The sequence below is a fragment of the Frankia sp. CcI49 genome, assembly GCF_001983215.1.
Lineage (GTDB): Bacteria > Actinomycetota > Actinomycetes > Frankiales > Frankiaceae > Parafrankia > Parafrankia irregularis.
This window is the reverse complement of sequence record NZ_MOWP01000078.1, coordinates 1-1,478: the sequence shown is the minus strand read 5'-3', so window position 1 is coordinate 1,478 and position 1,478 is coordinate 1. Positions and strand designations below refer to the sequence as shown.

Sequence of the window (1,478 nt, the reverse complement as noted above, 5' to 3'; positions counted from 1 at the left end):
GTTGCGGGTCTTTTTGGTGATCAGGTGTTGCGGTCGCCGGGGGAGATCGCGTTGGTTGCGGGTGCGCGGAGTTTCACGTTTGCGGGGTTGTCCGCGGAGGTGAACCGGTATGCGCGGCTGTTGCTGGAGCGGGGTGTGCGCCAGGAGCACAGGGTTGCGCTGCTGCTGCCGCGTGATGAGCGGATGGTCATCGCGATGTTCGCGGTGTTCGCGGTGGGTGCGGCGTATGTGCCGGTTGATGCGGAGCTGCCCGATGAGCGGATCGGTTACATGCTCGAGGTGGCGGGTCCGACGGTCACGCTTGTCACTGATCGTGATGTGGCACGGCTCGGGCCTGCGGCGGGGCGGGTGGTGAATCTTGACGATGTGGTGGTGCGGGCGCGGGTCGCGGAGCTGGCGGATGGGCCGGTCACTGTGGCCGAGCGCGGGGGGGAGGTGTCGCTGGATCATCTGGCGTACATCATTTTCACGTCCGGTTCGACGGGTCGACCGAAGGGTGTCGCGGTCGGTTATCGGGGTCTGACGAACATGTATGCCAACCATGTGGAGAAGATCTTTGACCGTGTGGTGGCTCATCAGGGCGGGCGGCGGATGCGGATCGCGCATACGACGTCGTTTTCGTTCGATGCGTCGTGGGAGCAGCTGTTCTGGCTGCTTAACGGTCACTCGGTGTATGTGATCAATGAGGAGATGCGTCGGGATCCGCAGCAGCTGCTTGCGTACTACGACGATCAGCGCATCGATGGGTTCGACGTGACTCCCTCGTACGGGCAGGTGCTCGTGGATGAGGGTTTGCTGGAGCGTGACCGGCCGGCGGGTCGGTCGGTGTCGGCGGACGCGACGGGCGTGGTGTTCGTGTCGCTGGGCGGTGAGGCGGTGCCCGAGCGGCTGTGGCAGCAGTTGCGAGATGCCCCGGGTGTGGAGTCGTACAACCTGTACGGGCCGACCGAGTACACGAWCAATGCGCTCGGTGCGGATCTCGCCGACAGCTCGAACCCGAGTGTGGGTACGCCGATCTTCAACACTCGGGCGTACATCCTGGATCAGAATCTGCAGTTTGCCCTGCCCGGTGTTCCCGGTGAGCTGTATCTCGCGGGTGCGGGTAATGCGCGCGGCTACTGGGAGCAGCCCGCTCTCGCCGCTGAGAGGTTCGTGGCGTGTCCGTGGGAGCCGGGGGTGCGGATGTATCGCACGGGCGACCTGGCCCGGTGGAACGACGAGGGGCGTATCGATTTCCTCGGTCGTGTCGATGAGCAGACCAAGATTCGCGGGTACCGGATCGAGCCAGGGGAGATCCGTGACGTGCTGGAGGCGCATCCGGACGTCATGCGTGCTGAGGTCATCGCGGCGGACCATCCTTCCGGAGGGAAGTTCCTCGCTGCCTATGTCACCACCGCCCGCGTCGATGGCAGTGATGACGCACTCCGCCGGTCGCTCCGCGAGCACGCGACGCAGCACCTCCCCGACTACATGATCCC

At 65.0% G+C, this 1,478-nt stretch carries 1 protein-coding gene; it reads left to right on the top strand.

Going from position 1 to position 1,478, the window contains the following annotated elements; genetic code table 11:
- The coding region (locus CcI49_RS39440) for an amino acid adenylation domain-containing protein (protein ID WP_131831310.1) at window positions 1-1,478 on the top strand (1,478 nt) is incomplete at both ends.